The organism is Gallibacterium faecale, assembly GCF_027920745.1.
In the GTDB taxonomy this organism is placed as follows: domain Bacteria; phylum Pseudomonadota; class Gammaproteobacteria; order Enterobacterales; family Pasteurellaceae; genus Gallibacterium; species Gallibacterium faecale.
Genome location: NZ_JAQIBB010000001.1, coordinates 80,479 through 106,849, shown reverse-complemented (window position 1 = coordinate 106,849; position 26,371 = coordinate 80,479). Strand labels below are relative to the sequence as shown.

General features: G+C 36.2%; 23 protein-coding genes and 1 tRNA gene. 7 read left to right on the top strand and 17 right to left on the bottom strand.

From position 1 onward, the window contains the following. Window positions 1-245 precede the first annotated feature (245 nt). The 3 genes from asnS (at window position 246) to PF272_RS00470 (ending at window position 2,619) form a co-directional block, all read left to right on the top strand. Window positions 246-1,649 (top strand): asparagine--tRNA ligase, encoded by a 1,404-nt coding sequence (gene asnS / locus PF272_RS00480; RefSeq protein ID WP_065235039.1) that lies wholly within the window; start codon window positions 246-248, stop codon window positions 1,647-1,649. A 105-nt stretch (window positions 1,650-1,754) separates the two neighbouring features. Then, window positions 1,755-2,360: a glutathione S-transferase gene (locus PF272_RS00475; protein ID WP_271141229.1), complete on the top strand. Its 606-nt coding sequence runs from the start codon at window positions 1,755-1,757 to the stop codon at window positions 2,358-2,360. A 182-nt stretch (window positions 2,361-2,542) separates the two neighbouring features. Continuing rightward, window positions 2,543-2,619 (top strand) — tRNA-Val (locus PF272_RS00470). Window positions 2,620-2,636: 17 nt separating this feature from the next. Here the strand turns inward: PF272_RS00470 and PF272_RS00465 are convergent. From PF272_RS00465 to smrB, 4 genes are all read right to left on the bottom strand, one after another. Continuing rightward, on the bottom strand, window positions 2,637-3,476 hold the full coding sequence (locus tag PF272_RS00465; protein ID WP_271141228.1) for an alpha/beta hydrolase family protein: 840 nt from the start codon (window positions 3,474-3,476) through the stop codon (window positions 2,637-2,639). Window positions 3,477-3,628: 152 nt separating this feature from the next. Beyond that, a complete protein-coding gene (locus tag PF272_RS00460; protein WP_271141227.1) occupies window positions 3,629-4,633 on the bottom strand; it encodes a nickel/cobalt transporter in 1,005 nt (334 codons plus the stop codon). Further along, window positions 4,624-5,247 (bottom strand): DUF1007 family protein, encoded by a 624-nt coding sequence (locus tag PF272_RS00455; protein WP_065236682.1) that lies wholly within the window; start codon window positions 5,245-5,247, stop codon window positions 4,624-4,626. The genes PF272_RS00460 and PF272_RS00455 overlap by 10 nt, the downstream gene beginning before the upstream one ends. 1 nt (window position 5,248) lies before the next feature. Continuing rightward, window positions 5,249-5,776, bottom strand: coding sequence for an endonuclease SmrB (gene smrB / locus PF272_RS00450; protein ID WP_271141226.1), 528 nt, complete (start codon window positions 5,774-5,776; stop codon window positions 5,249-5,251). A 107-nt stretch (window positions 5,777-5,883) separates the two neighbouring features. Here smrB and prmB point away from each other — a divergent pair, with 107 nt between their 5' ends. Further along, window positions 5,884-6,846 (top strand): 50S ribosomal protein L3 N(5)-glutamine methyltransferase, encoded by a 963-nt coding sequence (prmB, locus tag PF272_RS00445; protein ID WP_065235392.1) that lies wholly within the window; start codon window positions 5,884-5,886, stop codon window positions 6,844-6,846. A gap of 211 nt (window positions 6,847-7,057) precedes the next feature. Further along, window positions 7,058-7,402, top strand: a complete 345-nt coding sequence (locus PF272_RS00440) for a hypothetical protein (RefSeq protein ID WP_271141225.1) — start codon at window positions 7,058-7,060, stop codon at window positions 7,400-7,402. Between the two features lie 511 nt (window positions 7,403-7,913). On the opposite strand, the gene gloB is transcribed toward PF272_RS00440, so the two are convergent. The 6 genes from gloB to PF272_RS00410 all read right to left on the bottom strand — a co-directional run bounded on the left by gloB (window position 7,914) and on the right by PF272_RS00410 (window position 17,580). Further along, window positions 7,914-8,612 (bottom strand): hydroxyacylglutathione hydrolase, encoded by a 699-nt coding sequence (gene gloB, locus PF272_RS00435; RefSeq protein ID WP_271141224.1) that lies wholly within the window; start codon window positions 8,610-8,612, stop codon window positions 7,914-7,916. Window position 8,613: 1 nt separating this feature from the next. Next, entirely contained in the window at window positions 8,614-10,560 is a 1,947-nt protein-coding gene (recD, locus tag PF272_RS00430) for an exodeoxyribonuclease V subunit alpha (RefSeq protein WP_271141223.1), read from the bottom strand. Further along, window positions 10,560-14,159: an exodeoxyribonuclease V subunit beta gene (gene recB, locus PF272_RS00425; protein WP_271141222.1), complete on the bottom strand. Its 3,600-nt coding sequence runs from the start codon at window positions 14,157-14,159 to the stop codon at window positions 10,560-10,562. The genes recD and recB overlap by 1 nt, the downstream gene beginning before the upstream one ends. A 62-nt stretch (window positions 14,160-14,221) precedes the next feature. Beyond that, a complete protein-coding gene (locus tag PF272_RS00420; RefSeq protein ID WP_065239527.1) occupies window positions 14,222-14,578 on the bottom strand; it encodes a DsrE/DsrF/TusD sulfur relay family protein in 357 nt (118 codons plus the stop codon). A 9-nt stretch (window positions 14,579-14,587) separates the two neighbouring features. Further along, window positions 14,588-15,895 carry an NCS2 family permease gene (locus PF272_RS00415; RefSeq protein WP_271141221.1) on the bottom strand — a complete coding sequence of 436 codons (1,308 nt, stop codon included), beginning with the start codon at window positions 15,893-15,895 and terminating at the stop codon, window positions 14,588-14,590. A gap of 107 nt (window positions 15,896-16,002) precedes the next feature. Beyond that, complete coding sequence (locus tag PF272_RS00410) at window positions 16,003-17,580, bottom strand: ATP-dependent nuclease (protein WP_271141220.1); 1,578 nt, start codon at window positions 17,578-17,580, stop codon at window positions 16,003-16,005. Between the two features lie 153 nt (window positions 17,581-17,733). Between PF272_RS00410 and PF272_RS00405 the strand changes: the two genes are divergently transcribed. Further along, window positions 17,734-18,642: a LysO family transporter gene (locus tag PF272_RS00405; protein ID WP_271141219.1), complete on the top strand. Its 909-nt coding sequence runs from the start codon at window positions 17,734-17,736 to the stop codon at window positions 18,640-18,642. 57 nt (window positions 18,643-18,699) lie between these two features. Here PF272_RS00405 and PF272_RS00400 read toward each other — a convergent pair whose 3' ends face one another. Together PF272_RS00400 and PF272_RS00395 are read right to left on the bottom strand one after the other, a co-directional pair. Continuing rightward, on the bottom strand, window positions 18,700-19,527 hold the full coding sequence (locus PF272_RS00400) for a GIY-YIG nuclease family protein (RefSeq protein WP_271141218.1): 828 nt from the start codon (window positions 19,525-19,527) through the stop codon (window positions 18,700-18,702). A 20-nt stretch (window positions 19,528-19,547) separates the two neighbouring features. Then, the gene (locus PF272_RS00395) at window positions 19,548-20,594 is read right to left on the bottom strand and encodes an AI-2E family transporter (protein WP_065239524.1); all 1,047 of its coding nucleotides are present in this window, start codon (window positions 20,592-20,594) and stop codon (window positions 19,548-19,550) included. A gap of 71 nt (window positions 20,595-20,665) precedes the next feature. Here PF272_RS00395 and folX point away from each other — a divergent pair, with 71 nt between their 5' ends. After that, window positions 20,666-21,034 (top strand): dihydroneopterin triphosphate 2'-epimerase, encoded by a 369-nt coding sequence (gene folX, locus PF272_RS00390; RefSeq protein WP_065239523.1) that lies wholly within the window; start codon window positions 20,666-20,668, stop codon window positions 21,032-21,034. Between the two features lie 28 nt (window positions 21,035-21,062). On the opposite strand, the gene PF272_RS00385 is transcribed toward folX, so the two are convergent. The 5 genes from PF272_RS00385 to PF272_RS00365 form a co-directional block, all read right to left on the bottom strand. Next, entirely contained in the window at window positions 21,063-21,563 is a 501-nt protein-coding gene (locus PF272_RS00385) for a hypothetical protein (protein ID WP_271141217.1), read from the bottom strand. A gap of 13 nt (window positions 21,564-21,576) precedes the next feature. After that, entirely contained in the window at window positions 21,577-22,056 is a 480-nt protein-coding gene (locus tag PF272_RS00380) for a hypothetical protein (RefSeq protein ID WP_271141216.1), read from the bottom strand. A gap of 36 nt (window positions 22,057-22,092) precedes the next feature. Then, a complete protein-coding gene (locus tag PF272_RS00375; protein WP_065235144.1) occupies window positions 22,093-22,521 on the bottom strand; it encodes a universal stress protein in 429 nt (142 codons plus the stop codon). A 3-nt stretch (window positions 22,522-22,524) separates the two neighbouring features. Continuing rightward, window positions 22,525-25,176: a TRAP transporter permease gene (locus tag PF272_RS00370; protein ID WP_271141215.1), complete on the bottom strand. Its 2,652-nt coding sequence runs from the start codon at window positions 25,174-25,176 to the stop codon at window positions 22,525-22,527. Window positions 25,177-25,264: 88 nt separating this feature from the next. Further along, on the bottom strand, window positions 25,265-26,224 hold the full coding sequence (locus tag PF272_RS00365; RefSeq protein ID WP_065235146.1) for a TAXI family TRAP transporter solute-binding subunit: 960 nt from the start codon (window positions 26,222-26,224) through the stop codon (window positions 25,265-25,267). Between the last annotated feature and the right edge of the window lie 147 nt (window positions 26,225-26,371).

Below are 26,371 nucleotides of genomic sequence, written 5' to 3'. Positions count from 1 at the left end.
CAGCTGCTCAAAAACTGCTCGACTCCATAAGATAATAATTTTGTTTTTTATACGAATTTTTCGCACCACTCTCAAGTGATTTGGATCAAATTTGAGAAAAATCTCACACTTTATTTTTAAATTTTTTTTAATTTTAAAAATTTGTTGATAAATTCTACTAGTTTTATATTTCTGCATTTATCCAGTTAGCAAAGTATTGTAGAATGACGTGCTTATTTAAAAACAAGAAATTCATTGAGGTTACTATGACACAAGCTAAATCAGTCGCCGAAATTTTAAAAGGCGATGTGGCGATTGGTTCGTCCACAACAGTACGCGGTTGGGTACGTACTAGACGTGACTCAAAAGCAGGCGTTTCATTTTTATCTGTTTATGATGGTTCATGCTTCTCCCCTATCCAAGTTGTTATTGAACAAACTATTGAAAATTATCAGTCAGAAATTTTACGTTTAACTGCTGGTTGTTCAGTTATTGTGACAGGTAAAGTTGTAGAATCACCAGCATCTGGCCAAGCCGTTGAATTATTAGCAGAAAATATTGAGGTTTGTGGCTGGGTAGAAGATCCAGATACCTATCCAATGGCAGCAAAACGCCACTCTATTGAGTATTTACGTGAAGTTGCACATTTACGTCCACGTACTAACCTGATCGGTGCAGTAGCACGGGTACGTCACTGTCTTGCCCAAGCGATTCATCGTTTCTTTAATGAACAAGGTTTCTATTGGGTCGCTACCCCATTAATTACCGCTTCTGATACAGAAGGTGCTGGTGAAATGTTCCGTGTTTCTACATTAGATCTCACCAATTTGCCGAAAACTGAACAAGGCGATATCGATTTTAGTCAAGATTTCTTCGGTAAAGAGTCGTTCTTAACTGTATCAGGTCAATTAAATGGCGAAACCTACGCTTGTGCATTAAGTAAAATTTATACTTTTGGTCCAACATTCCGTGCTGAAAACTCTAATACAACTCGCCACTTAGCGGAATTCTGGATGGTTGAACCAGAAGTTGCTTTTGCGACATTAGCGGATAACGCTAAATTAGCAGAAGATATGTTGAAATATGTGTTTAAAGCAGTTTTAGATGAACGTATGGATGATATGGAATTCTTTGCAAAACATATTGATAGCAGCGTAATTACCCGTTTACAAAATTTCATCAATTCTGACTTTGCTCAAGTAGATTACACTGATGCGATTGAAATTCTGAAACAATGTGGTAAAGATTTCGAATTCCCAGTTGAATGGGGTATCGATCTTTCATCTGAGCATGAACGTTATTTAGCAGAAGAACATTTTAAATCACCAGTGGTTGTGAAAAACTATCCTAAAGACATCAAAGCTTTCTATATGCGTTTAAATGATGATGGAAAGACTGTTGCCGCAATGGATGTGTTAGCGCCGGGAATCGGTGAAATTATCGGTGGTTCACAACGTGAAGAACGTTTAGATGTACTTGATAAACGTATGGATGAAATGGGCTTGAAAAAAGAAGACTATTGGTGGTATCGTGATTTACGCCGTTATGGTACTGTACCTCACTCAGGCTTCGGTCTTGGTTTTGAACGCTTAATTGTTTATGTGACTGGTGTACAAAATATCCGCGATGTTATTCCATTCCCTCGTTCACCAAGAAACGCATCATTCTAATTTCAATTAACAGAATAATTACTGAGAGTAAGCCAAATGAGATAAATCATTTGGCTTATTTTTTATCGCAATGTAACTGATTCTATATTCATAAAGGAGGAACATATGTATTCACTTTATATCAGTAAACCACTCTCTTCTTGGTCATTGCGTCCATGGATTTTGCTCAAAGAATTAGCGATTCCATTTGAAGAGATTCAAGTCAATTTTCTTGAAGATCGACAAAAACAGCGACAAACATTCGTGAAATTCTCACCTACTGCAAAAATCCCCGTATTACACGCTAATAATCAAATTATTTGGGATAGTTTGGCAATCGTTGAATATATTGCGGAAGATTATCCTCAAGTCTGGGCCGCAGATAAAACGGCTCGAGCTTGGTCAAGAAGTGCTTGTGCTGAAATGCATTCTGGTTTTATGAAACTACGTCAAGTTTGTGGTTTTAATCCATTAGTTACCTCCCCTTTGACTGAAGTCTCAGAAGACGTGGTCGCTGATTTAAAACGGATCGATCAACTTTGGCAAGAAGGTTTAACTCAATTTAAAGGTCCTTATTTAGCGGGTAAAACTTTTACCGCAGTAGATGCTTTTTTCTTGCCAGTAGCAAGTCGTATTGCGACTTATGGTTTAGAAAATTATCTCTCTGAAATATCTCGTTGTTATCAACAACGTTTACTTAATTTGCCGAGTTTTCAGGCTTGGTTGAAATAAAATGAGTGAAATGCCATAGAATATAAAGTAAAGGTAGGTAGCGAGGCTACTTACCTTTAATTAGAAATATTTTGTATTTTTCACCAACAATTTGTGTTCTTTTTAGTCGGTTAAAACCAGTTACTTTAAAAAAGTTTTGCAATTCTTGATTAGCACATTATAATGGCGGGGTTTTTCACAATGCGACCGTAGCTCAGTTGGTTAGAGCACCACCTTGACATGGTGGGGGTCAGTGGTTCGAGTCCACCCGGTCGCACCATTCCTTACTTCTTCATTTTATTTAGCACTTTTCAACACACCATCAATAAAGCCTAATGTAGCTGAACGAGCTGCAGGAAGATTAATTAATGTATGTGGCGCATTAGGAATTAAAATGACTTGGAAGTTTTCTGGTTTTTCCGCTTTAGCAAAAGTTTGAGAACAATTTCCTATTGCAGCTTCATTACCAATATAACTATTAGCTGTAGAAAAATACTTATCTTTTGAACTCATAATATTGATAGTCGGAACAGCTTTTAAACTTGTTTGATGAGATTTAACGAAATAGTTATCTTCACAAGACCAAGAATAAATTAATTTTCCAATAAAAGCATCTCCATCATAACGTGCAACTGGCACAGCTCCTTCGCTAGTACCAGCTAAAAATAAGTGAGAAATATCCGCCCAAGGCTGTTTTGCTAATGCATCTAGAGAAATTTTAATTTCACTACTACGTAATTGATGGATTTTTTCATAGATATTCTTATCAATTGGTGATGTATAACTTACTCTATTTTCTAATTGCATACTGTCAAACATAAAACTTGCAATACCATTCTCTGCTAACCATTTTTGCCAAATATCATAGCCTAATTTAGGATTTAGCCCTGATGAACCATGTAAAAAAACGACTACTGGGGCTTTTCCCTGTGTTGCAGGTGCATCTTTTAATTTGCCCTGAAATACTTTTCCATTAGTAATACTCGCAGGTAGAGCAATTTCAGCATTATCAATCCCTTTATCTATCGATACTTGAGTATGCAGAAATGCTGTTCCTGTTACTTTGCCTTGGTCAGCAGCAGAAAATAGAGGACATCCGACTAAAAATATAGCGAATAAAAATTTGAAGCTTTTCATAATAATTTCCTTACTAATTAAGTTTAATTTGTTGTGCTGATATTTAATATAAAAACAACCATATCTAATTAAATTGGCTGCGTATTATAAAATATCAAAAAATTTAATTAATTGTATAGAAATTATTTAAAAAATTATTAATAATGTTAAAATTAACCAAACAATGCCCTACCACCGCTCACTGGTAATGTTGAACCATAAAGCAACGCAACGCCCATATAGATTAATAACACACTTAATATAGCTTTAACCCAATAAGCAAGTTGTTGATTATAGCGAGGTTGCAAATACCAAGCACTTAATTGCACCGCTTTCTGACGAGCGAATAACACCAATAATGCGAATCCGCTTAATGTTAAGCCTGTACCAATAGACATCGCGATCACAGCAAGAATACCATAAGGGTATAGTTTTAATAGGTAAGATAAAAACAACACTAAAATCGCCCCAGAGCAAGGCCTTGCACCAATACTTAAAATAATCATTAGTTGAGATTGCCAATCTTTGGCTTGTGCTAATTGGTGTGTTGATGGTAGATGTTGATGTCCACAATCACAGCTTCCTGAGAGAGAAAATAAATTCGATTGCAGTGGCTGTACTACAAGCTGTGGCGCCTTTGTAGGATAACATTTTTTAATTTTTATTTGATGTTGATGAGAAACAGCTTGATGACGATATTGGCGATACGCTCGCCACAACCACCAAACACCTAACCCAATCATTAAAATAAAGCTAAATCTTTCTAACCACTGTTGCGAGAGTTTATAAAAATAGGTCGGTAAATTAAAAATCGCAATAACTACGGTAGTGAGAATAATCGCAACTAAGCCTTGAACCAAAGAAGATAACATCGCTAATCCCATACTCTGCTTAACATAAGTAGCGTTTGTCGTGAGATAACTCGTCAAAATAAATTTTCCATGTCCTGGTCCAACGGCATGAAAAACACCATAGCCAAAACATAATAAAATTAAGAATAACGGTGTATGAGATGAAGATTGATTAAGATGTTGTAATGTGTCGCTGATCGCGTGATGAAACCAACGTTGTAAATTGAAAATAGCATGAAATACAGACGGATAAAATAAGATTAACCCAATAAAAATAACACCAAAACAGACAAATAACAGTAATGTAAAACGGCGAATTAAGGGCATGATAAGGTTACCTTTTGTGCGAAAAGAACACCGAGTGAAGTATCCTCTTCAGCGTTTTTATCTAAACTGGCTGCGTAATTTTGCATTGCCTTATTTGGTTCAGGCTCAACAATCTGTAATTGACATTGTGTCGCTTGATTAAAGGTCATACTGTTTTTATTCGGGTATAACATCGCAATGTAATAAGTAGGATCATAAATCAACAGCGTAGCTTGTTGTTGAGTTAGGTCGCGTGGTTTGCTTAGCATCACATCGAATTTAATCTGTAATTGATGTTTGTTTACCACGTGTAGCTCACTATTTTGTGGTTGCTTGGTATAAGGGATTGGTTGTCGATTTTGATCATAAAAATAAGCAAAATAATGTTGATTAACAATATTTTGCATAATTTCTGCAGTTAATTGCTTGACCGTTTTTTCCTTATTTGTACTGCTTTCAATTTCATAAATTACCTCAGATGAGGAAATTTCATCCATTAACCACTGCATACGAATACCCACCAACCGATTTTGTTCAATTAAGAATTGGTTTTGCATATCAATAAAAGCGTGCGGGTGTGCAACGGCAACCGAATTTAATAGCAAAAACAGCAAACAACAAAGCCAATAACGCATATTAGAATAATACTTCTTCACCAACATCGATCAATACTAATAAGGCAGCATCACCGCCCCACTCTTTGGGCGCTTGGTGAAAGGCAATGACTTTCGGATGTTGTACTAACCAGCGTGGGATCTGATTTTTTAAAGTGAAACTCCCATATCCCGTCATCACACAAGCACAAGCCAGATGCTCTTTTTCACAAGCTAACAACAACGCAGCTAACTCCTGTTTTGCTTCTTCTCTGGTTAGCCCATGTAAATCTAAAAATAGATCAGGGACAAAATCACCACGGCGTAATCGCTTTAATTGATAATGATCTTCACCTGCTCGCAGATAGCGACTACCTGTTTCATCTAATAAAGGTTCATATTCATCAGAAAAATAGAATAACGTATCCTCTTTTTCACGGATTTCTTTTTTTTGTTGTCGCTGTAATTGTAGGTTACGTTTATGTTTAATAGAAAATGTGACAGTGTCTTGTTTTAATGGCTTAATATCTTTAACGAATTCTTGAAATAAAGATTGATCTTGTGAATCCATAGTTTCCTCACCAAATTTAACCGCGCGCTATTCTATCACACTACCACCTGTTTCGGAAAATATGGTATAAATACGATTCTTTTCTCCTATTAATCACAGTGAATTTTATGACTGAACAAGTACTTTTTAATCAAGAAATTATTGAAGAAATCCAACTCAACTCACCGCTATCAAATCTACAAACTATTCAAGATTTTTTACGTTGGACATATAGTTATTTTAATGCTTCGGATATTTTTTATGGGCATGGCTTTGATAATGCTTGGGATGAAACCTTACAACTTGTTTTGTCCACCCTACATTTACCACTCGATCTTCCGAGCGAATTATATCAATCTCGCTTAACTGAAATTGAAAAACAAAAGCTACTCTCTTTAGTCGTTGAACGTATCGAAACTCGCAAACCAGTGGCGTATTTAACCCATTCTGCTTGGTTTTGTGGATTACAATTTTATGTCGATGAACGCGTGTTAGTGCCGCGCTCACCAATTGGCGAATTAATTGAAGATGGCTTTACTGGAGTATTACGCAGTGAACCAAAACGCATTTTAGATATGTGTACTGGTAGTGGCTGTATTGCGATTGCTTGTGCAGATAAATTCCCAAATGCCGAAATTGATGCCGTAGATATTTCGCTAGATGCGCTGAATGTCGCTGAAATCAATATTGCTCACCACCATTTAGAGCACCAAGTTTTCCCATTACAATCCGATCTCTTTAATAATTTACCGAATGATGGCTATGACCTGATTGTTAGCAATCCACCGTATGTTGATGCGGAAGATATTGCCGATATGCCAGTCGAATTTTCGCACGAACCAATTTTAGGGTTAGAAGCTGGAGAAGATGGTTTAATTTTAGTTAAACGGATTATTGCGCATGCTGCTGATTACTTAAATGATAACGGCGTATTAATTTGTGAAGTAGGCAATAGTATGGTGCATTTAATCGAACAATTCCCGACTGTGCCATTTGAATGGTTGAAATTTAAACGTGGTGGCGATGGCGTATTTATGCTGACTAAACAGCAGTTAGTTAATATACAAAGCCAGTTTGCACAGTATCTTTAAATAAATCAAATGATTGTAACTTTTTTAATTATTGCTAAACCTACGATTTTCTCATCGTAGGTTTATTTTTATAGTGTCGATATTTTTTATTAATACGCCCGTAATTATTTAAAAATACCTCTCTCTAATCTATTCAAGTTCATATTGATTTTTATTGTTGTCATTAAGTATAGTTATCAATTAAGTATGTATCCCCTGTATAAGGTAAGAAATGTGTCGTTGGCTAATAAAGAAAGTAAGTAAAAAATATAAAGATATTTATAATGTTTTTGCTTCTCGCTCTAAGTCTGAAGAACATTGTTGTATTGCTAATCATATTTGCTGTGTTGTGTTTATAATATTATTACTGCTTATCAATTATGATAGGATTATTGCCGAAATCACGACACCAATCCGTTGTGCAATCGCTGATGATACAGTTAAGGTATTTATGCCAGTAGAAGAATGGCAAAAACAGCGAGGTATCAAGAAGCTAAGACCAATTAAAGATTATGCTGAATACAGAAAACTTTCAAACTCTATTTATAATTCTTTAACTCCATCAGAAAAAAATTAGTTCCATCTGTTATAAATATTAATGGAAAAAAGTTTAAGTTTATCGAGGGATATATATATTCAGGCGTTATTCTTTATTCAAGAAAAACAAGTTATTTAAATATATTTAATAACTACTCTTACTTGGTTTATGATGTTTTTCTACAAAAAACAATACTAAGTATTAATAGTGTATCAGGGCAATATTGGACTTTAATGGGACCTGGTTCTGAGTTAATTTTTTGTGATGGACCAGATAATTTGGATAAATTATTTAATATATTGTATCAATACTCTTTTTAAATAATATGATTAAAGGAGAATAGTTAATGGGTGAACAACAAAAGCAAAAAGACATGGCTATATTAAGTGCGGTAGCATATACAGCCTATTTTTACGAAAAATAGGCAAAATAATTACTAATAATACCAATCTTCGTGTTGCTCTTAACAAAAAGAGTAAACTACTCCAAATGGTTCGATATTTATCTAGACTGTTTTAAAAATCTATGGGATATCATATCTTATTTATTTTCAAAAATTATCTTTCGCTTCCCGTAATGCAATGAAACTTGTCACATCGGAACATTGTAAAAAAGGATTTAATTGTTTTTCTAAGCCTAAAGTTGTTGGTACAGTAGGCTGCTGTTGCTGACGTAATTTTTCCACTTTTTTAGCATATTCCGCTAAAGCTGGCGAAGTAGTAACACTTTGTGCAAAACGTAGATTACTCAATGTATATTCATGTGCCGGGCAAACAACCGTATCGTCTGGAAGTTGTTTGATTTTTTCTAGCGAAGCAAACATTTGCGCATAATCACGGGTAAATACTCGTCCGCAACCTAGTGAAAACAGTGTATCTCCACAAAATAGATGATTATCGACCACAAAGCTGATATGTCTTGCGGTATGCCCGCCAGTAGTAAAAACGTGCAGAGTATAATATGGCGTGTGATGAATACCTGAATCGACAATATGAGTTGCCAATGGGGTGCCTACTTCTGCGGGCGCATAGACAGGAACGTGCGGGTATTTTTCACGTAATTGTGCTACACCGCCAGTATGATCAGCATGATTGTGGGTAACTAAAATCGCTTCTAATTTTAACTGACTTTTGGCTAAAAATTTTTCGGCTGCCTCTGCTTCTGCGGGATCGATCAATAGCGCGTGTAAGTTATCTCGGCTATAACACCAAATATAATTATCACTTAATGCCGGAATAGCGACCAACATCTTATTCCTCCTGATTAAAATATTGCTTAATTTGTTCAGCTAATCCACTGTGACGGATTGTCTGATTACGTACTGCCATTAGCCAAATATTTTCATTACAAAATACACTAAAATAACGTTTTGCTCGGGTAATGGCGGTATAAATAAGTTCTTTGCTTAACAACGAATTATACTCCTGTGGCAGCACTAATACAGTATGTTCAAATTCCGAACCTTGCGATTTATGTACAGTCATCACATACGCTGGCTCAACACTTGGCACCCGACTCGATAATACATCACGAAAGCCTTGTTCCGTTTCAAACCATACTTTTAAATTGCCCGAACTATCCGGCAGCACTAAACCAATATCCCCATTAAACAAGCGAATATTATGATCGTTCTGCAAAACAATGACCGGTTTACCTAAATACCATTCATGACTAAGGCGAAAATCGATCTGTTTTTGTTGACGCAACGCGTCTGCAATTTGCTGATTAAGCTGCTCTACACCAAATAATCCTGTCCGCAATGCACTTAATAGACGACAACGTTTAAATAGCGTAAATGCCGTTTCGATCTCGGCTAAATGCCATGTTGTCTGCTGGCGTACAAAATTAAAATAGTCTTGATACAGATTAACCGCAAAGCGAATTATCTCTTGGTTGGCTGTGTTAGCCATGTTCGGCGGACAATCCGTTGTTAAAGGCAATGCTTGAATATCTGGATAATGGGAAAAAAGCTGCCAACTCTGCTCTGCTTGACGTTGATTCACTAATCTTGCTAATTGACCAATTCCCGTATCCGCTTTAAATCGGTAGCTGTGCTGCAAATGGCACAAACTATCGCGAATAAAGTTATTCTGGACGGCTTGTGGTAATTGCTCTGTACATACTTGAGCTAAATAGTCGCTCTGCTGCGGACTATAATCAAACTGTAAGAACTGCCCTAATTCCACCATAATCGACCCAGCTTCCACAGATGCCAACTGGTCTTTATCCCCTAAAAAAATCAATCTGGTTTCAGGATGTACTCCTCGCAATAATGTCGCCATCAACGATAAATTAATCATCGAAGCTTCATCAATGACCAATACATCAATATTTAATGGACGCTGTTGATGATAAGTCGGTTGCGTATTTGGACGCATACCTAATAAACGGTGAATGGTCGCCGCCTCTTGCGGTAAATTTGTGGTAAGGGTAACTGGCAATGCAATCTGTTTTACCGCTTGATGTAGAGATTCTGTCAGCCGGGTTGCCGCTTTCCCCGTTGGCGCAGCTAAACGGATTGATAATGGCGGTAACCCTTGTAATTGTTGTAACCATTGTAACCCTAACAACAGTTTTGCTACTGTGGTGGTTTTTCCTGTACCCGGTCCACCAGAAATAAAGGTAATTGAACGGGAAAAAGCCGTTGCAACAGCAATTTTTTGCCAATCAGGTGTTGATTGATTCTCGGCAAAAAGCGTGGCTAAGATAGTTTTAATCTCTTGCAATAGTGCTGGGGTATAGCTAAAGGTTTTAATTTGGCTTAAACGTTGTGCAATATAATATTCATCTTGCCCAATGCGATGGAGATAGAGCGCAAAATGTGAATTAAATTGGCGTAATATGATTGGAGCAACATTTTCTGCGGTTATGGAAAATAGAGAAAAAGCAGGATGCTGGCGTAGTAATGTTGGCCACTGCGCTACTGTTTCAGGTAATAAGTGGTGTAATTCTTGTATTACGGCAGAAAATTCAGGTACAGCTTGTAATTCAAATGGATTGGTCAATAAGCGTTCGTCCAACCATAAACAGCTATGCCCTTTTTGATGCAAAAAACTTAATTGTGCAGCCAGAAAACAGGCTAAATCATTCGTCTGTTTGCTTAAATGTTGTCCTTGTTGGGCAATTAATTTGGCAAAATAGTAATCAATATTTTCAATCACCGCTTGATCACGTAACTGTTGTAAAAGCGTCAGCATTATTCACCCCATAATTGGTCAAGTTTTTCAATTAAGGCAGTTGATGGTTTAGTAAAGAAAACTCCTGTTTGTTGTGGGTTATCTGGTAATGCCATCCCGCGTAAAAACAGATAAAACACCCCACCAAAATGGGTTTCATATTGGTAAGCAGGATCATGTAATTTCAGGTAACGGTGTACTGCTAATGTATAAATCAAATACTGTAAATCATAACGTTGTGCGGAGATAACTTTTTTAAGCTGTTCCTGTTGATAACAGCTTAAATCTGCCCCTAAAAAATTACTTTTATAATCAATAATATAATATTTGTTATCTTGGCGAATCACCACATCAATAAACCCTCGAATAAAGCCTCTAATTTCATCGACACGTATTGGGTAATGTTGGTCGTATAGTGGATGATATTGATGCAATAATTGATTAAATTGTTGGTTATTAAACAGATTGCCTAGTTTTAGATAAAACTGTAATTCGGTAAGCCTATCTTTGCGGTTAATCTGTTGTAATGCGCCTAATTGCGGTAATGATTGAGAAAAAATGTGAGTTAGCCACGTTTGCAATGGCGTAATCCATTCTGCGGTTAAATTTAAATATTGGCAAATTGGCGTTAATGATTCAGGTGTAACTGGCTGGCTAAAATCTGCTTTTTCTAAATAACTATGCAGACCAGACCCAACACTCGCCCCTTTTGGAAAATCAAACGGCGAAAAACCAGCTGGATAATAGCGATTGATTTGCTGCGTTAGATCAATAACAGGATTATCCGCTAAATCCACCTCCATATCTCGATCTAAATGGTCTTGCATCATATCACTGAAATGATCAGCATAAATCGCTTGTAATTTTGCTTGTAACCCAGTGAAGCTCGTTACTAGCCAATTTTTTTCTACATTTTGCTTAAATTGGCGAACAGTTAATGTTTGAGGATAAGACAAACTTGGTCGCCAGTCATCTTCTGTCGGTAAATCATCTGCACGACTTAATTGCCAATGTTCTGGCGATAAAGCACGATCAAATAAGTCACTGTATTGCATACTTGAGGTAAAAGCGTTATTTTCGCCTTGGATCAATAAATAATCGAGTGCATTTAATCCACTCGGTTCGTCCTTTTCTTTGTAAGCAATTTGCTGCGGTACGCCAACAATCAGTTGGTATTTGGCACGCGTTAATGCGACGTACAATAAACGCATCTCCTCTGCATTATTTTCCAACATAATTTGTTGCGAATGCTCATTGCGAATATCCCAAATTAGCTGTTTTTCCGCATTATGATAAAAAGCACTATCATTACGCCGATTTGTTTTTTTCGTCAAAATAAAAGGCAGCCCAACAATCGGGAATTCTAATCCCTTTGATTTATGGATTGTGATAATTTTTACTACATTTTGTTCACGCTCCAAACGTAAGCGATTTTCATCATTGTCCGTCTGCCCAGTTAATTGTTGTTGATACCAGTTGAGTAGCGCTTCTTCATTCTGTTGCTGATTCATCGCTTGTTGCAATAATTCGCTTAAATGTAATAGATCCACTAAATAGCGTTCACCTAAAGCAAATTGCTGCAAACGCTGTGGCAGCATTTCTGTTTGAAATAAGCGATATAACATCGGCAAAATTCCTTGATTTTGCCAAATTTGATGATATTGCAACAAACGTTCAATTAGATCTGCCCATGCAATTTCATCTTCTTTTAATTGGTAAATTTGTGGTGCGGTTAATCCCCATAATGTTGTCCCGAGTGCAGAAAGCACCGCACGTTGTTTAAACGGAGTAACGCACGCTTGTAAAATCAATAACAACTCTTGAGCAACGGGGCTATTAAACACACTCTCTTTTTCTGATAAATAGACAGAGGCGATCCCCTTTTTCGCTAAGGCGGTGCGAATAATCTGACTTTCAAAACGATCTCTCACCAAAATAGCAATATCTTTGGCTTCGACTACCCGTGAATTTTGTGGTTCGGTATCTTCAATAAACAGCGCTTGCTGCTGCTCTGCTGCTTTTAATAATTGTTGAATATGGCAAGCAAATAATTCCGCCACCGCAAGCTGATACGCTTCTTTCTTTTTGGTTTCATGATCTAATTGCAAAATTTGCCATGCTTTTTGCTTAGTTTGCTTAATCGTTAAACTGCCTTGCTGATGGGCTTCAATTAAAGGAAATTGAATTTCAGGCAGAAAAAAAGGATTTTTCGCTTGGGCAAATAGTGAATTCAAACTGGTAATTAAACCTTTAGAGGAACGGTAATTGTGTTGTAAGGTATAGATATTTTCTATCCTGTTGGCTTGATCTTGAGCCATTACTGACAAATAAGTAAAAATATCTGCTCCTCGGAAACGATAAATTGCCTGTTTTGGATCACCGATTACCGTAAATCCTGTTGGTTGCTGATCTGGCGTTGCAGATAAATAAATTTTCTCAAAAATCGTAAGCTGAATTGGGTCGGTATCCTGAAACTCATCAATCATCGCAAATGGATATTGCTGGCGGATAAATTGAATTAATTTCATCCCTTGTTGTTTTAGTAACGCATCACGTAATAAACGTAATAAATCGTTAAAATCAATATTGTTATGCTGATCTTGATAAGCAAAAAAGTGGTCACGTAGCAGTTTTACATACAGATAATTCATACTTTCTTGATAAGCTTTTAATGAAAATCCGTTGAAAAAACGCTGTAATTCGTGGATTAACAATGGGAATTCTTGTTCCTTTTTGGCATAAAATTTCAATTTGGTTAATTTTTCTAAGCGTTCTAAACGAGCTTTGATATTTAACGTGGAAAAATCTGTATCCAAATACGTCTGCACTGCCTTCACACTATTTTTTTGTAAATTCTCACCATATTCAGCAAACCATTGCGTGAAATCAGAGAGTTGTTGTGCTTCAAGCTGATCTAAAAAAGCAATTTGTTGTTGATAATAGGCAATACCTGCTGATAAATCGCTAAATGGTAAGGTTGCGTTAATGCGTGGCATATTCCCCGCTAATAAACTACTTATTGAATTTAATAGCTCATCGGGTGATTTAAAAATATCGCTGATTAGTTGCGCTTCTGCTTCAGAAAGAGAATAAAACTGCTCTCGCCATAATTGGTAGTTTAACTGTTGTAGTAATTTTTTATCGCTGTTATTCACCTCAACGTTAAAAGAAAGCCCTGAATCAAACGCATATTGTTGTAACATCCGTTGGCAGAAACCGTGAATAGTAAAAATCGCAGCACGATCAATATATTGTGCAGCAAAATGTAAACGTTGAATCGCTAATTCTAAATTCGCTTCGATATAAGGTAATAATTTTTGTAATTCTGGATCGTCTAATTTATCTGGATCTTGATGTTGTTGATATTGTTGTAATTGTTTTAACCAAGCCTGAATACGTTGATTAATCCGCTGACGCAACTCTTTTGTTGCATCTTTAGTAAAGGTAACGACTAAGATCTGTTCAATATCTAATGCGGTAGGAAAATTATTTTCCCCAGCTTGTAGTAATAAACGTAGATATAGCGTCACCATGGTGTAGGTTTTGCCCGTTCCCGCAGATGCTTCAATCACATTATTTTGTGCCAGTGGTAAGGTAATTGGATTTAATTGTGTATTCATTAGCTTTGTCTTTTTAGAGAGAAAAACGCCGATTTGGTTGAATCGGCGTTCGATTTGCTTAATTAGAAAGTGAGGACTTTGTCTGCCCAGAGTGTCCATTCAGCCACATCGGCTAATGTACCTAGAGTAACACCATCAATTAAAGGGTGTTGAGATACGGCTCGCGCATTAGTACAAGTGGTACAAAGTTTTACTTCTACCCCTAATCCAGTCAAAATACTCAATAGTTCTTGAACATTCGCCCCCTCTTTCGGATTTTGTCCTTTTAATCCAGACAATACCGCATCAGAAAAGCAGAAAATTTTCATTTCTACTTCTTTAGCGTGTTCTTCTTTTAACGCTAACGCAAAACGTAAAGCGTTAAAGGTTTTTTCTCCGCTATATGGCGAATCATTTAAGATATAAAGTAGTTTTTGCATGATAAATCCTTAATCTATAAAGATAATTTTGAGTAAGAATAATACCGCAATTAACCACACTGGAACACTGACATCTTTTGCTTTACCAGCAAAGAGCTTCATAATGCAGTAGCTAATAAAGCCAAGCGCAATCCCTTCAGTGATAGAATAAGTAAACGGCATCATCGCAGCAGTAATAAATGCTGGTGTTGCTTCTGTGAGATCATCCCAACGCACTTTAATTAAAATTGATGACATCAGAATACCAACATAAATTAATGCGCCTGCTGTCGCATAAGGCGGTACAATTGAGGCTAATGGCGAAATAAAGATCACCAATAAGAATAAAATACCAACCACAATGGCAGTTAAGCCTGTACGACCACCAACAGAAACCCCTGCACTACTTTCAATATAGGCAGTCACTGATGAAGTCCCTAGATAAGCCCCAGTCACCGAACTGATACTATCCACATACAAGGCTTGCTTCATTTTCGGGAAAGTCCCTTGTGCATTACTAATTCCTGCTTTATCGGTTACGCCCAATAATGTACCTGAAGAATCGAATAGATTTACTAACATAAAGGAGAAAATAATCCCCAGTAAATCACCACGTAATGCACCGCTTAAATCAACTTGTCCAACGACAGAAGTGATACTTGGTGGCATAGAAAAGACCCCTTGAAATTGGGTTTTACCAAGTAATAGTGATAATACTGTTGTTACCACAATCGAAATTAAGACTGACGCATGGATATTTTTAGAGGCTAAGATAACAATAATAAAGAAGCCTAAAATTCCTAATAATACGGTTGGAGAATGAAGATCACCTAACGACATTAAGGTTGCTTGGTTCGGTACAATAATACCCGCATTGTGGAAACCCATTAATGCGATGAAAAGACCGATTCCCGCAGTAATCCCCACCCGTAAGCTAAGTGGAATTGAAGAAATTAACCAGTAACGAATTTGGAATAGCGTTAAAGCTAATAAACCGACAGCCCCCCAGAAAATTGTTCCCATACCGACTTGCCAAGATAAGCCGATTTTACTAACTACAACATAAGCAAAGAACGCATTGAGCCCCATTGCAGGCGCTAAGGCAACTGGTAAATTGGCGAATAACCCCATAAAAATACTACCGAATGCAGCAATTAAGCAGGTAGTAACAAAGACGACTTTTGTATCCATTCCAGCCACACCTAAAATAGATGGGTTGACGAATACGATATAGACCATAGTGAGGAAAGTTGTGATCCCAGCGATAATTTCTGTTTTCACGTTGGTGTTATGTTGTTCCAAGTGAAAAAATTTCGCTAAAAGGCTTTGATTTTGCATAAAAAAACACCTGTAAAATAAAGAAAAGATAAAAGGAAAAGCAATCACAGGCTTTTCCTTTTAATTCTAGCAAAACTGCTCTAAAAATTGGGTAAAATTTTTTATTTTTATGCGCCTTGTTCTTTGGCAATCAATAGCATTTTGGAAAACAAACGGCGAAATAATACAGGAATTAATTGGTTATCACTCTGTTTTACCGCTTTTACAATCGCTAACGCTAAATCTGGCTTAGAGGTATTTTGAATCGCCCGTTGAATAATTTGTGATTTTGAATAGTTATATTTTTCTGGTAAGCGCGCTAGATGTTTAAACACCTCTTCAAAGCCATTGTCATAAAAATAGTGTTCAATATCTCGTTTTGGCAATGGCGTAATTTTATCTGTGGCGTGTTCATTTTCTCTAAGTAATTCTTCAGCAATACTGACATATTTGCGACCTGCTTCATCACCATCGGTTAATAAATGCCACGCTATACCCATTAAATTTGCATATTTAATCAATGGCTTAATACCGCATTGTGCAAACTCAACAATACGAATCCCTTCATTTTCTAAATTAATCTCTAACACTTTAGCCAATTCATTTAGAATCCAAACTTCGGTTTCCCCTTCTACAAAAATCCAAGCGCGGGAAAACAGTGCCAAACTGCGGTTATAGTGGATATGGAAAGTTAAGCGGCGTAAATCAACTTTGCCCAAATCGTGTCGTTCTAATTGATAGGCTTGAATCCGCTCTTCGCCACGCACTAAACGGCAAATTGAATGTAATGGCACATTTGATAATAATTCAACCGAATTGGTTGTAACTAAACGTTGTAATGGAATATAGCTTAATAGCTCCCACATAATCGCCATTAGTCGTGGATGTAAGCGAGATTCTGGATCTTCAAACAATAGGATCGGATTGCTTACTTGAGAAAATAATGTTTTATCATCAGGTAAAAAGTGTTTGACCAAATAAACAAAGAAATAGCGTCTTAATTTTTCATCACCTACGCGTAATTGTTCCGCTAATTTTTTCGCTTGTTGCCATAATACGCTGGTATCGCCAATCGCCAGTTGTGGCTTGCGTTCTAAAATAAAGTAATAACGTAATAGGGTCATTACTGCGGCAAAAGATACCATAATTTCAGGCGTCAGATTTTTACTAAAATTTATCGGTTGTAAATCAAAAGGCTGTTTTGCTAACCGAGCATCGCGGAAACGATAAACGGTATGACGTTGAATTAAACGGCTAACCAATTTTGCTTGTTGCGCTGGCTCTAAAGAAATCACATTCCCCTGTTCATCAATAAACGAATAAATCGTTTGAATTTCTCCTGAAGCAAGTTGTTCACCAAATACCCGTAAATAAATACGAGAAAAACCATCTTCATGAGGCACGGCAACTGGACGTAAAAATTGTTGTGGTGGTAGTTGTAATTCTTCTGGTATTGATTCACTAAATGTAAACAACAGATTAATTGAGGAAATTTTTTTGACAGCATCATCATTGAGAGTATAAAAAAAATCATCGGCAACAAATTGATAAGGTTCTGCTTCTTTATTAAAGATTAAACTTAATAGGTCTAATAGACTCGATTTCCCCCACGCATTTTCTCCAATTAACACCATATTGGAACGTAATTGAAAAGATAAGCGATGAATACCACGAAAACCGACTACTTCGATCTGCTTTAAATACATAAAATGCTATCCTTTATGCTTAATATTATTTTTGTCACATCTTAGCACACCCATTGATTTTAGTTAGCTCTATCGACTTTTTTATTTGACATTTACTATTAATAACCGATACATTGTCGCCTTTCAGTCATTTTTACCCTAGTTTTACTTTATATGTTAGAAAGTTTAGCGATTGTATTAGTACCTTTATTTCTCGGATATTTAATAAAAAGTAACAACGTCACATTTATTCACTGGACCAATAAAAGCATTATGGTGCTTTTATATCTGATTTTATTTGTGATGGGATGTTCTTTAGGACAATTAGACAATCTTGCCCAAACCTTACCGAATATTGCATTTAAAGCGACGGTATTTAGCTTAATTATTCATGGATTAAATATTGCTAGTCTAGGGCTATATGATCGTTATTATCATGCACCGACCTTAAAATCAGCGAAAAATATGCCTTCACGTTTAAAAATGATCCTCGATTCTGCAAAGATGTGTAGTATGGTGGTAGTAGGGTTTATTTTTGGCTTATTGAGTAAGGCTTATTTCCTGATCCCGCATGGTTCAAGCACTTATGTATTAATTGTATTAATTTTCTTAGTTGGAATTCAGTTACGTAATAGTGGTATCAACCTACGCCAAGTCTTTTTTAATAAACATGGAATTGGTATTTCTGTCATTTTTACCGTGAGTTCTTTAGCTGGCGGTATCATTGCTGCTTTGGCATTAAATCTGCCAATCACACAAGGATTAGCCGTCTCTTCTGGTATGGGGTGGTATTCTCTTTCTAGCGTATTGCTAAATGATGCTTGGGGACCAATCTGGGGCAGTATTGCTTTTTTTAATGATCTATCACGAGAAGTGGCTAGTTTATTTTTAATTCCTCTTTTTATGCGTCATTATCGTGCGACTGCTGTTGGTTTAGCTGGCGCGACTGCTTTAGACTGCACTTTACCAATTATTCAACGTTCTGGTGGGATTGAAACGGTTCCCCTTGCGTTAAGTTTTGGCTTTATTATTAATTTATTAGTGCCTGTATTATTGGTGTTTTTTATTAGTATTCCGTTATAAAAAATAGTAAAGGCATAATTTTGGGGTGCAGATCATTTTTATTATGCCTTTTACCTTTTATTCTAATGACTTTCGATATACTGTATCCAAACTCAATTTATGTTTATCTTTCCAAACTACCCAACCATTACAACTTGTTCCAGTGCAAAAACTAGCTGCCGTACTTGGGCTAGAAAAAGTAATATCTAACTGAGTAACTAATAAATTATCTATCTCTTTTGTATATTCGGTTATTAATTTATTACGTTTATCTCTCCATTTCAGTGATGATACAGTATCTTTTACAATAATACTTCCTTTTAATACTGTAAATCCTGATACACTATAAAAACCTTTCGCTTGGTATCCTGTACTTTCAAGATAAAATAAATGTTCTTGTTTTGGTTGAGAAACTTCGAAAATATTACAGCCAATAAAAGAGGACAGAAATTGTATATCTTCAAAAAACTCATCCATCGAATCTCTTTGATATTCTGGTAAGTTAGGCATCTTAGGTATTTGCTTATTTTCTTTTAATACAAAATTTTTAGCTTTTTTTGCCTTAGTCAGTGCAACATATTCAAGATATTGCACATCTGTTTTGGTCATATCAGCATCTTTAGAAATAAAAATTAACGCTTTCTGCCAAAACTTCTTCTTACTATCATGATCTTTAACTCTTTCCCGAAAGTTTTCAGTTTCACCAATATAAGCTTGTGGTTTAGTATCCTCTCCCTCACCAATAAGAATATAAAATGCAGGTTTTTGTAATTTCTCCTCTCGATTTAAATAAGCTAAATTAGATCGAGGAATTACATACATTTGACAAATTTTATTACTTATAAATACATACTGTGTACCTTTTGGATCACCATCAACTAAATATGTTGTTACTGTTTTCCCCATCTCACTTTCCTTAAATTATCCTACTCTTTCCCTTCACTTAATAAATAAGCGTATTTTTTGGTTTTCTCACTGGATTCTAGAGCAATTTTTACTGCCATCGTTAAAGGTACAGACAATAACATACCGACTGATCCTAATAACCAACCCCAGAAAATTAATGAGATAAATACGACTAAAGTTGATAGCCCTAAGGTGCGCCCCATCATTCGAGGTTCAACTATATTCCCCATCACCATATTGATTGCTAAAAATGCAATCGCCACAAATAGCCCATCACTATACCCATTTAAAATTAGTGCTTGAATAATCACTGGAATAGCAGCTAAGACCGAACCGATATTAGGAATATAATTTAATAAAAAAGCAATTGTTCCCCATAATACGGCATATTGCACATCTAAAATCACTAACGCTGCCCAGACTAAAATTCCAGTTACTAAGCTGACAAAAGTTTTAATCGCCAAATAGCTAATCACACTATTTAACACCCGTTGGATATTTTCTAATTCTTTCCGCTCTTCTCGATTATTTGCAAAAAAGATCGCTAATTTTTGTTTCATACTTGGTGCTTCAAACAGCATAAACACCACGATAAGTAATAAAACAAAACCATTTGTAATCACTCCAGAAATTCCTGCTAATAAACGACGGATAAAGCCCATAATAATGCTTGGATCTAAGTGTTCTTGTACTAAATTCGTTGGAATAAAGCGATACAAATCAAAACGCTCCATAATCGGCGCTAAACTGGCAATCCGTTGTGCTAATAGCTGTTTATACTCTGGAATAGATGCAGAAAACTCATTAACTGCATTACCGACTAATCCTGCAAATGACGTTAAGGTAATGACAATTAAGCCTAATAACGTAATCACCGCAAGCCATAAAGGCACTTTTAATTTCACTAAAAAATTAATCAGCGGTGTACAAATAATGGCAAGGAATAATGCTAATAAAAATGGCACAACAATCTCAACCGCAGCTTTAATTCCCGCTAAAATAATCACAAGGCAAGCTAATGTAATTAACACTGTAATTATATTTTGCTTGCCAATATTGTTTTCCATACGATTTCCTATTCAATCTCATTTTTAATCTACGTTATAATAGCAAAAAACCTATCTGATAAGGAGTTGTTATGCCAATTATTAATTCAGCGATAATTACTATTAGCGATTTACGTTTACGTACGTTCATTGGAATTAAAGAAGAAGAAATTAATAATAAACAAGATGTGGTATTACAAATTCAACTTGGCTATAACTGTGAAAAAGCCAGCCTTAGCGATAATGTTGATGATGCGTTGAATTATCGCACTATTACTAAGAAAGTGATTCAATATGTGGAAACACACGAATTTGCACTATTAGAAAGGATGGTGCGTGAAGTGTTAGAAATTGTGGCAGAACCAGAAGCAGTTGAATGGGCAGAAGTGGAAATTGCGAAACCTTTTGCATTGCGTTATGCGGATTCGGTGTCGTTGAGATTACGGTATGAAAAGTCATAAAAAATAAAGCACCAGACGGTGCTTTTATTTATTCTGAACAATCTTGGATCTCTTTATAAATTTGAAGATCCTCTCTAGTATTTACTTCTCTAATTACTATATCACTATTCCTTCTGATTGTGATGTCATAATCTTTTCCAGTTTTAGGTATAAAGTGCGCGGTTTTCAAATAATACTTGTGAGGTGTAGCAATAGATTCCTCATAAAAAAACAGTTGATAAACTTGGTTTGACTTAATTGAAAATTCTAATACATTATTTGTATTTAATTTATTTGATGGTGTCATACCAGGTATCTTTTTTGATGCGACAGGTCGATACCCAATAATATTAGAAGAAACTAAAGATTTGGTTAAATCTTTTCTTACACAATTTTTTATAGGATCAACAGGCTCAATAAAAATAATTGGTAAGGTATTAGCTACCCTAATATTTGCTTTATCACTGCCTTGATAGTCAGTTAATAGATCTACAGTAGATATTGAACAAGCACTAAGCATGAACACAAAAGGAAAAATAAATTTATACATTTATCTCCCCTCTTTAATCACAATAAGGAATATCCCAGGTTCTACCAACCTTTTTGGTTGTTTCATCATAACTTTCATCTTTATCTACCGAAAAATGACCTATTTCATAGATATGATGTTTTTCTGGTATAAATTTAGCAGTTTCTAAGACATCCCCTACACCATTCATTGTTAAAATAACAGTGTATTTATCTGCTTCAATTTTATATTCTCTATTATATTTATCTAAAACTGTTTTTGGTGATCCCTCTACTTTCTTTGAAAGACTTTCATCTGACTTAAAAATATCAAATAGAGATGTTTCATGTAATAAATAACGTTTCTCTTTTTTTAAACAATTACCTTGTTTTTTTAAGGTCGTTAACCACGCACTACTAGAACGTGATACTTTAACAATAGCATAATTCTCACCCTGATAATCCTGATACTGAGTCTGATATAGAGATGAACAACTAGTTAATAATAAAATACTACTTAAATAAATCAATTTCATAATTACTCCTTAATTATTATAATCATTAAAATGAGGTTAACGTAAGATTAAAATTGGTTTTTCACTAAAACGTGCTACTTTGACCGTATTAGAGCTTAAACCCGGTTTACCCGGTTTAGTTGCCATCATAATAATCAAATCTACATTCTTCTCTTGTGCCAACGTATTAATTTCCTCATATACAGTACCATGTGCCACAATATGCTGCACTTTGCACTCTTTTGGGAAATTTTCTTCAGTAAAAGCATGAAGACGTTTATGTGCTTCGGCTAATACATCTTTATCAAAATTACGAGGTAATAAAGAAGATACAAAGCTATTTTCTAGTGGAGGAATAATGCTGACAACACGCAATACTGCATCAGGATTTCCCTCTACCATCGCTAAGGCGGTTTTCACCGCCTTTTTAGCTCCCTCTAAATAACTTAAATCTACAGCAATTAAAATTTTATTAAATAACGCCATCTTTTATTTCCCCTCTTTTTTGACTCGGCGACGTTGATGCCATACTAATGCTAATAAAATTAACAATGCTGGAATGAACATCCACTCTTTGTTTAAAGCACCTTTCACTGGAACTGCAACATCTAAGATCACTTGATCCCAATTTAAGTTTGCTTTTGCTGCTGGAGAATCAATCTCAACATTATCAATAATAATCTTATTAATTTGTTCGCCTTCAACCTCAATTTGTTCATTTGTCGCTAATAAGGTTAAGCCCATTTTTTGTAAACGTTCTTCCCCAGTTTGCCCTGCTGGTACTTTGAGCTCTGCATAAAACTCTATTGGTTTACCGTAAGGGTTAATCCCAGAAACTTTTAACATTAATGGTTCACCTACTGGCGAATGTGCAACTTGTTCAACTAAATGATCTGGTTGAATATGGCGTTGGCTTGGTGACACATATTCCATAAAGAATCCTGGTCTAAATAGCATAAATGCCACTAATAATAAGACTAAAGTTTCCCACCATTTATTTTTAGTAATAAACCAGCCCATTGTCGCTGCAGTAAAGGCAAACATCGCTATCGTCGCCACAAAGAACATTAATACTGCATGGAAGAAATCAACATGAAGTAATAGCAAATCTGTATTGAAGATAAATAGGAATGGCAATAATGCCGTACGCATACTATAGAAGAATGCCACCATACCGGTCTTAATCGGATTACCACCTGATACTGCGGCAGCAGCGAAAGAGGCTAAGCCTACTGGTGGAGTTACGTCCGCCATAATTCCAAAATAGAATACGAATAAATGCACTGCAATTAACGGTACAATTAATCCATTTTGGCGACCAACCTCAACAATTACGCCAGCCATCAAGGAAGAAACCACAATATAGTTAGCTGTGGTTGGTAATCCCATCCCTAAAATCAAACTAAAACCTGCTACAAGGATCAACATTAATAAAATGTTGCCCATTGATAAAATTTCGATAATGCCTGAAAGCTGTACACCGAAACCAGTCAATGCCACAACACCAACAATAATCCCTGCGGTTGCTGTCGCAATACCGATACCGATCATATTGCGAGCACCCGTTTCTAAACCGTTAATTAATTCTTGTAAGCCTTGTTTAAAGTTCTCTGCATAACCACCTTGCTTACGGAAATACGCTAATAGTGGACGTTGCGTTAACAGAATGATGGTTAAAGCCATTGTTCCCCAGAATGCAGATAACCCCGGTGATAAACGTTCTACCATCAAACACCAAATCAAGATAACGACAGGCAATAAGAAATGAAGCCCTGCATTAACTGTTGGTTTTGCTTTTGGCAATACCACAACTTCTTGATTCGGATCATCAATTTCTAAATCTGGGAATGTTGATACACGATAAAGCAAGAGTAGATAGATAATCGCTAATAACACACAAACAATGACAAAGGCAAAGTTAGGCGTTACCACTTTTAACCAACCTAAACCAAACTCAACGGCAAAATAAAGCAAACAGATGATGATAAAAGTTGATAAAGTACGTAACACTGTCACAACCCAAGGTTTCGCAACATCTTGACGTGGTAAACCTTGTAGATTTAATTTGCAAGCCTCTAAGTGCACGATATAAACCAACGCAATATAAGAAATAACTGCTGGTAAAAACGCATGAGTAATCAATTCGTTATATGGCATATTGATATACTCAATCATCAAGAAAGCAGCAGCTCCCATTACTGGTGGCATAATTTGTCCATTTACTGACGAAGCCACTTCAACTGCGCCTGCTTTTTCTGCAGAGAAACCAACTCGCTTCATCATTGGAATGGTAAAGGTACCTGTTGTAACCACGTTAGCGATAGATGAACCGGAAATTAAACCTGTCAATCCAGAAGCTACAACCGCCGCTTTCGCCGGACCACCACGCAAATGTCCTAAATAAGCAAAGGCAGTTTTGATGAAATAGTTCCCTGCACCAGCTTTATCCAATAATGCCCCAAATAACACAAACAAGAATACATATTTTGTTGATACCCCTAGTGCTACACCGAACACACCTTCAGTTGTCACCCATTGTTGGTTGATAATATGGGATAATGTTCCTGTTCTATGGCTCACTAACCAACTGCTTGGGAAGAATTGACCAAAATAGTTATAGAGTAAGAAAACAATTGCGATGATCACTAACGGTAAACCTAAACTGCGTCTTGTCCCTTCTAACAACAGCAAAATACCAATGATACCTACAATAATATCTTGTAAATTTGGTGCCCCAAAACGAGAAACTAATTCGTTGTAAAAAATAATTGGGTAAAGACATAATACAGCACCAACCACAGCAAAAATCCAATCAATGACAGGAATGTGTTGCTTTGGTGAACGTTTAAATGCTGGGTACGATAGATAAGCCAAGAAAATTGCAAAGGCTAAGTGGATAGAACGTGCCTTTGTATCATCGACCACCACATTGATACCTAAACCTAGACTTTTGATGATTTCTTGTAACCAAAATGGCAACGGTGATGCATAATAAATTTGAAATAACGACCAAGCAATAGCTGTCCAAATAATCACATATTTGGAGAAGCCATAAGGATTTCGACCACCGCTATCATTTGAGGCGACCATATCCTGAAGATCTTCAAGATCAGCAGTATTTTGTTTTGTCACTGAGGTCATTTCTTCTCTCTCCTAAAATCAAAATCCAAAAAACCGAAAAAAGGCAGGAAGACCTGCCTTAAATATTGTCATTTTTATAAATGATACATTACATCCAGCCACGTTCTTTATAGTAACGAACTGCGCCTTCATGTAATGGTGCGGATAACGCATTTTTAATCATTTCAGATTCTTTCAAGTTTGCAAATGCTGGGTGTAAACGTTTGAAACGATCAAAGTTATCAAACACTGCTTTCACAACTTGATAAACAACATCTGGTGAAACATCTGTTGATGATACTAATGTTGCATATACCCCGAAAGTATCTACTGGTTGATCTGAACCTTTATAAAGTCCACCTGGGATAACTGCTTTCGCATAGTAAGGGTTATCCGCAACTAATTTATCAATCGCAGGACCAGTGACTGGAACTAAGTGTGCATCACAAGATGCTGCTGCTTCTTTTAACGCACCATTTGGGTGACCTACGTTATAAGTAATTGCATCTAAGTTGTTATCACACATTACTGATGCCATTTCAGCAGGTTTTAATTCAGAAGCCACTTTAAATACTGAATCATCCCAACCTTTCGCTTTTAAGATTACATTCATAGTTGCGCGTGTACCTGAACCTGGGTCACCCACATTTACACGTTTACCTTTTAAGTCATCAAATGATTTGATACCTGAGTCATCACGAGCCATTACAGTGAATGGTTCTGGGTGAATTGAGAATACTGCTCTCAATTTTTCATTTTTCTTACCTTCAAAAGAGCTTGTACCGTGGTAAGCGTGATATTGCCAGTCAGATTGAGCAATCCCCATATCTAATTGTTTATTAGCAATACCGTTTAAGTTTGCCACAGATGCTCCAGTTGATGGTGCATTACATTTTAAACCTGTTTTTGCTGTATCACGATTCACTAATTGGCAAATTGATTGGCCAACGACATAGTAAACACCTGTTTGACCACCAGTACCGATAGTAACAAATTTATCTTCCGCCATAACTGATGCAGAGGTAAGCATCAAGCTGGTTACCATACCTAATTTGAATAAATTTTTCATTGTAGTTCCTCTTGAATAAAGGTGAGATATTATGTTTGCAGAATCAAGTTACACACCTGACGCAATGATTAGATATATAAGACAACCAAACAATTTGCAATAATGAAGCGTAACTTTTTCTAAAAAGTTGAAGAATTGTCACAAAAA

What these genes read in the sequence shown, in the direction of transcription:
- recD (WP_271141223.1), bottom strand. Translation starts at nt 10,560, where the DNA reads ATGCTGACGCTTTTACAACAGTTACGTGATCAAGCGGTGATTGAAAAT.
- PF272_RS00475 (WP_271141229.1), top strand. Translation starts at nt 1,755, where the DNA reads ATGTATTCACTTTATATCAGTAAACCACTCTCTTCTTGGTCATTGCGT.
- gloB (WP_271141224.1), bottom strand. Translation starts at nt 8,612, where the DNA reads ATGTTGGTCGCTATTCCGGCATTAAGTGATAATTATATTTGGTGTTAT.
- smrB (WP_271141226.1), bottom strand. Translation starts at nt 5,776, where the DNA reads ATGGATTCACAAGATCAATCTTTATTTCAAGAATTCGTTAAAGATATT.
- prmB (WP_065235392.1), top strand. Translation starts at nt 5,884, where the DNA reads ATGACTGAACAAGTACTTTTTAATCAAGAAATTATTGAAGAAATCCAA.
- PF272_RS00380 (WP_271141216.1), bottom strand. Translation starts at nt 22,056, where the DNA reads ATGAAATTGATTTATTTAAGTAGTATTTTATTATTAACTAGTTGTTCA.
- recB (WP_271141222.1), bottom strand. Translation starts at nt 14,159, where the DNA reads ATGAATACACAATTAAATCCAATTACCTTACCACTGGCACAAAATAAT.
- asnS (WP_065235039.1), top strand. Translation starts at nt 246, where the DNA reads ATGACACAAGCTAAATCAGTCGCCGAAATTTTAAAAGGCGATGTGGCG.
- PF272_RS00375 (WP_065235144.1), bottom strand. Translation starts at nt 22,521, where the DNA reads ATGGCGTTATTTAATAAAATTTTAATTGCTGTAGATTTAAGTTATTTA.
- PF272_RS00415 (WP_271141221.1), bottom strand. Translation starts at nt 15,895, where the DNA reads ATGCAAAATCAAAGCCTTTTAGCGAAATTTTTTCACTTGGAACAACAT.
- PF272_RS00400 (WP_271141218.1), bottom strand. Translation starts at nt 19,527, where the DNA reads ATGGGGAAAACAGTAACAACATATTTAGTTGATGGTGATCCAAAAGGT.
- folX (WP_065239523.1), top strand. Translation starts at nt 20,666, where the DNA reads ATGCCAATTATTAATTCAGCGATAATTACTATTAGCGATTTACGTTTA.
- PF272_RS00465 (WP_271141228.1), bottom strand. Translation starts at nt 3,476, where the DNA reads ATGAAAAGCTTCAAATTTTTATTCGCTATATTTTTAGTCGGATGTCCT.
- PF272_RS00410 (WP_271141220.1), bottom strand. Translation starts at nt 17,580, where the DNA reads ATGTATTTAAAGCAGATCGAAGTAGTCGGTTTTCGTGGTATTCATCGC.
- PF272_RS00365 (WP_065235146.1), bottom strand. Translation starts at nt 26,224, where the DNA reads ATGAAAAATTTATTCAAATTAGGTATGGTAACCAGCTTGATGCTTACC.
- PF272_RS00440 (WP_271141225.1), top strand. Translation starts at nt 7,058, where the DNA reads ATGTGTCGTTGGCTAATAAAGAAAGTAAGTAAAAAATATAAAGATATT.
- PF272_RS00460 (WP_271141227.1), bottom strand. Translation starts at nt 4,633, where the DNA reads ATGCCCTTAATTCGCCGTTTTACATTACTGTTATTTGTCTGTTTTGGT.
- PF272_RS00370 (WP_271141215.1), bottom strand. Translation starts at nt 25,176, where the DNA reads ATGACCTCAGTGACAAAACAAAATACTGCTGATCTTGAAGATCTTCAG.
- PF272_RS00455 (WP_065236682.1), bottom strand. Translation starts at nt 5,247, where the DNA reads ATGCGTTATTGGCTTTGTTGTTTGCTGTTTTTGCTATTAAATTCGGTT.
- PF272_RS00395 (WP_065239524.1), bottom strand. Translation starts at nt 20,594, where the DNA reads ATGGAAAACAATATTGGCAAGCAAAATATAATTACAGTGTTAATTACA.
- PF272_RS00420 (WP_065239527.1), bottom strand. Translation starts at nt 14,578, where the DNA reads ATGCAAAAACTACTTTATATCTTAAATGATTCGCCATATAGCGGAGAA.
- PF272_RS00405 (WP_271141219.1), top strand. Translation starts at nt 17,734, where the DNA reads ATGTTAGAAAGTTTAGCGATTGTATTAGTACCTTTATTTCTCGGATAT.
- PF272_RS00385 (WP_271141217.1), bottom strand. Translation starts at nt 21,563, where the DNA reads ATGTATAAATTTATTTTTCCTTTTGTGTTCATGCTTAGTGCTTGTTCA.